Annotated in this window: 3 protein-coding genes and 1 pseudogene; 2 read left to right on the top strand and 2 right to left on the bottom strand. The window is 60.4% G+C overall.

Annotation, left to right across the window (positions count from 1 at the left end; translation table 11 throughout):
- Both AC0AP0_RS10045 and AC0AP0_RS10040 read left to right on the top strand, forming a co-directional pair.
- Nucleotides 1–117: pseudogene (locus AC0AP0_RS10045) on the top strand (DNA starvation/stationary phase protection protein); the annotation flags it as partial.
- 235 nt (nucleotides 118–352) lie between these two features.
- The gene (locus AC0AP0_RS10040) at nucleotides 353–1,732 is read left to right on the top strand and encodes a Na+/H+ antiporter NhaA (RefSeq protein WP_490430363.1); all 1,380 of its coding nucleotides are present in this window, start codon (nucleotides 353–355) and stop codon (nucleotides 1,730–1,732) included.
- A gap of 109 nt (nucleotides 1,733–1,841) precedes the next feature.
- Here the strand turns inward: AC0AP0_RS10040 and AC0AP0_RS10035 are convergent, their stop codons facing one another.
- Both AC0AP0_RS10035 and AC0AP0_RS10030 read right to left on the bottom strand, forming a co-directional pair.
- Nucleotides 1,842–2,609, bottom strand: a complete 768-nt coding sequence (locus AC0AP0_RS10035; RefSeq protein WP_490430362.1) for an SDR family oxidoreductase — start codon at nucleotides 2,607–2,609, stop codon at nucleotides 1,842–1,844.
- Between the two features lie 482 nt (nucleotides 2,610–3,091).
- Nucleotides 3,092–3,700 (bottom strand): M48 family metallopeptidase, encoded by a 609-nt coding sequence (locus AC0AP0_RS10030; RefSeq protein WP_490430361.1) that lies wholly within the window; start codon nucleotides 3,698–3,700, stop codon nucleotides 3,092–3,094.
- Nucleotides 3,701–3,791: the final 91 nt, after the last annotated feature.

Here is a 3,791-nt window from a genome sequence, read left to right as displayed (position 1 = left end):
GACCGCGAGGCCATCAAGGAGCTGGACGACCTGGACATCGTCAGCTCCAACATTCTGCAGGACCACGTGCAGGAGCTGGAGCACTTCCAATGGTTCATGCGCAGCCACCTGTTCTGAGTTTATTGAGTTGCTGAGTTACTGAGTTCTGAGAGCTCATCACCGCTCCGATAAGCGGTATGCCGGCGGCCCTGCATCGTGAAAGGTGCAGGGCCGCCGGCATTTTCTCTGACCGAGATAGACTGCTGGGCTTCAGGATAGAATTGACACTTGGGAGACGGCCGGGCGCCGCCTCACGCCGGGAAGACTGGTCGGCCATGGAAGACCGAACCCTACCCGCCCGACTAGGAACATCATGCCGCCCACGCCTACATTCCCAACATCTCAAATCAACCCACAGCGTGGGCAGGGCGGATCTGACAGGGGCCGTCGCAACAGACTTCATCCTTCAAAATTCTTCGCCGCCCTGTCATCGTTAGCTGAAAACGACCGGATCACCGGGCTATTCATGATGGCCTGCGCCCTGGCCGGGCTGCTCCTGGCCAATCTGCCAGAGACCGGGCCGGGGCTGAACGCTCTTGCCGCTTGGGTTCCTCTGGATCTGCCAGGCGGGCTGAACCTCTCCTTCAAGGACTGGATACAGGACGGGCTGCTGACCATATTCTTCCTGACCATGGGTCTTGACCTGCGCCAGGAGGCTGCCACGGGTACTCTGCGCGACCACAGGCAGGTCCTGCTGCCCATGCTGGCCGCTCTGGGCGGCGTGGCCGTTCCGATTCTGATCTACTGCCTGCTCAACCTGGGCTCCCCCGCCGGTTTGCGTGGCTGGGCTGTCCCAACAGCCACCGATGTGGCCTTCTCCCTGGCGGCTCTGCAACTGCTCCTGCCCAAGGCCGGGCCCACCCTGCAGGCCTTTTTGATGACCCTAGCCATCTTCGACGATCTGATTGGCGTCCTGCTGATAGCCCTGGGCTACTCCAGTTTGGGACAACCGAGCTGGCTGCTTGTCTGCCTGGCCGGCCTTGTGGTCTGGGCCCTGCTGGTCCGAGCAGCGAGCCGTTCCTCCCGGCTCTGGCGACCCTTGATGCTGCTGTTCCTTTTGGGCGCCTTAGCGGGCGGACTTCTGGCCTGGTACGGCCTCTTCAATGCTGGAATCCACCCAGTGTTGGCGGGAGTGGCGATGGGCCTATTGACCCCTGTGGCCAGGTCACGCGAGGCTGAACCATCCGGAGCAGAATCTACCGGGGCCAATCCAGCTGAGACCAAGACAATAGGAATTGAGCAGAGTTACTCCCGGGCACCATCGCCTGCCGAACAGTTGGATCGCCTGCTGACACCCTTGAGCGCCCTGGTGGTCCTGCCCGTGTTCGCCTTCTTCTCCCTGTCCATCTCCCTGGATCAGCTGGGACCTGGACTGCTGACGGACCGGGTCTTTTGGGGCGCCATGCTGGGACTGGCCTTGGGCAAACCCCTGGGAATCATGACCATGGTGATCCTGGCAAGTCATCTGGGGCTGCGGCGGCCTGCCGGCTCCACGACCGGAAACATGATCGGCCTCTGCCAGCTCTGCGGAATCGGCTTCACCATGTCCTTCCTGATCGCCAACTTGGCCTTCGCTGGTTCCCCGCATCTGGAGTCAGCCCTACTGGGCGTGCTGGCAGGATCGGTCCTGTCCGTGCTCATCGTGACCGTGGGCACTATCCCCGGTCGACTACGTTCTGCCAGGCACACATAGGCTTAGCTGCCAAGACTCAACCTCTGCCAGACCCGGTTCCTGCCAGAATCAGCCCGTCAAACTCGGTTTTGACAGAATCAGTTTTGACTGAATCGGTCCCTTATCAGGCTTAGCTACGACGGTAGAGCTTGGTGTAGGAGCCCTCAGCGCGGGGGCGGACCACAATCTGGTCAATGTCCACAGTGTCGGGTTGCTCCAGAGCCCAGGTGACGCATACGGCGATGTCGTCGGCGGTCAGCAGGTCAGGCACCCCGGCGTAGACCGCATCGGCTCGGTCGCTATCCCCGCCGAACCGCTTCAGGGAGAACTCATCGGTGTGGACCAGGCCCGGAGCGATGTCGACCACGCGCACTGGCTCGCCAATCAGTTCCAGCCGCAGAATGCGGGCCATGACCCGTTCCGCTGCCTTGGAAGCGCAGTATCCGCCACCGCCCTCGTAGGGCTCGATGCCTGCCGTCGAGGAGATCACCAGGACCGTACCCTCCGTCTCTTTCAGGGCCGGGAGCAGCTTCTGGATGACCCGCAGGGTGCCTATGACGTTCAACTCGTACATGCCGCGCCAGTCGTCCAGGCTGGAGGTAGCCACCGGGTCCTTGCCGAAGGCCGCACCGGCGCAGTTGACCAGAGCCTTGACCGGCCCGCCCTTGAGCACGGCATCGACGGCCGTCTGTGTGGAATCCTCATCGGTCACATCGCAGACTTCATAGGTGAAGTTCTGACCCAGCCGGTCGGCCAAAGCCTTGAGATTGTCCTCGCGCCGGGCCAGACCGACCACCTTCCAGCCCTTGTCCACCAAGGCCCGCACACTGGCCTGGCCGATACCGCTGGAGGCGCCGGTCACCACGGCGCGCTTGATTGTTTTCTTGGATTCCGTCATCTCATCCGCTCCTTTATGATCTATTCCCCCGGATTGACTCCACGCTTGCCTCCGGTTCGCAGGGAGCCTGCCTAGCTGCTGCAGGATCGCCCTTCTTCTTTAACGCTAGCGCACCAGCATGGGCTGTGGCAGACTCTCTTCGGTCTTCGATGACAAATGTGGCGCATTAAACCAGCCTTGAGCAAGGTCAGAACGAATTAAAGGCAGAGATTAGTTGAGTCAGAATAGATCAAAGTCAGATCGGGCTGAATCAGGCCGTATAGTCAGGTTAGATCAGGATCGAAAGGATGCGTCAAAAACCAATCCTGCTTCGTACGAGATGGCCTAGCGGGGGCTCCGATTCGGAGCTCATCAGTACGAATGATGCTGTGGGTTCATAATTTACTGGCTCGCAGTGCGCGAGTTCAGAAATCACGCCGAGTTCACAACTCCCGAAATCATGACTCTGGCAATCATGACTTCAGATGTCGAAGCTTCGGAGGTCACAGAGCTAAATAGCGGTTGAGCCGACGACGGCGCTCAGTCCAGTCGGGCATATAACGATCCATCCGCGCGCGGAAGCCAGGTCCGTGACCATGCTCGTAAAGGTGGGTCAGCTCGTGAACCAGCACATACTCCAGCAGGTCAGAATCTAGCCAAGCCAGGTCGGTGTTGAGCCGGATGCTGGCAGTGGCGGGAGTGCAGGAGCCCCAGCGAGTTTTCATCTTCCGCAGACTGATGCGTTCAGGCCGGCGACCCACCACGGGGACCCACCGATCAAGCAGAGTCGGCAGCCTCTCCTGGAGAATCCTCTTAGCTTCGGCCTCGGATCGGTCCGGCGACAGCTGACCATCGGCTCCGGTTTGGGCGTATACCTCGCGTGAGCGGGCCAGACGATCTCTAGTGGTTGCGATCCAGCGGCGCTTGCCGTCGATAAAGGCGCAAATCTGGTCATCACTCAAGGTCAGAGGTGCCGTCACTTCCAAATGGCCGTCAGGCGGCTTGACCCGCAAATAGACGTTGGCGATCCGTTTCCTGATGACCAAAACGGTCTCACCACCGACCTCCAACCGCTCCGACCGGACTGGTTCCGCACGCCGTTTCCGCCTCATGACCACCATTGTTCCGCCAAGACGCGACGCGACGCCGCCGAGATTGACTTGAGGGGACACTATGGTAAGCTATCCATTTGTGTGATTCTTC

The sequence above is a fragment of the Bifidobacterium sp. POST2/T3 (B1) genome (assembly GCF_058197115.1).
This window is presented reverse-complemented; position numbering and strand designations above follow the sequence as displayed.

Bases quoted from the DNA above. Each gene is read 5' to 3' on its own strand.
- AC0AP0_RS10035 (WP_490430362.1), bottom strand. From the start codon at position 2,609: ATGACGGAATCCAAGAAAACAATCAAGCGCGCCGTGGTGACCGGCGCC.
- AC0AP0_RS10030 (WP_490430361.1), bottom strand. From the start codon at position 3,700: ATGAGGCGGAAACGGCGTGCGGAACCAGTCCGGTCGGAGCGGTTGGAG.
- AC0AP0_RS10040 (WP_490430363.1), top strand. From the start codon at position 353: ATGCCGCCCACGCCTACATTCCCAACATCTCAAATCAACCCACAGCGT.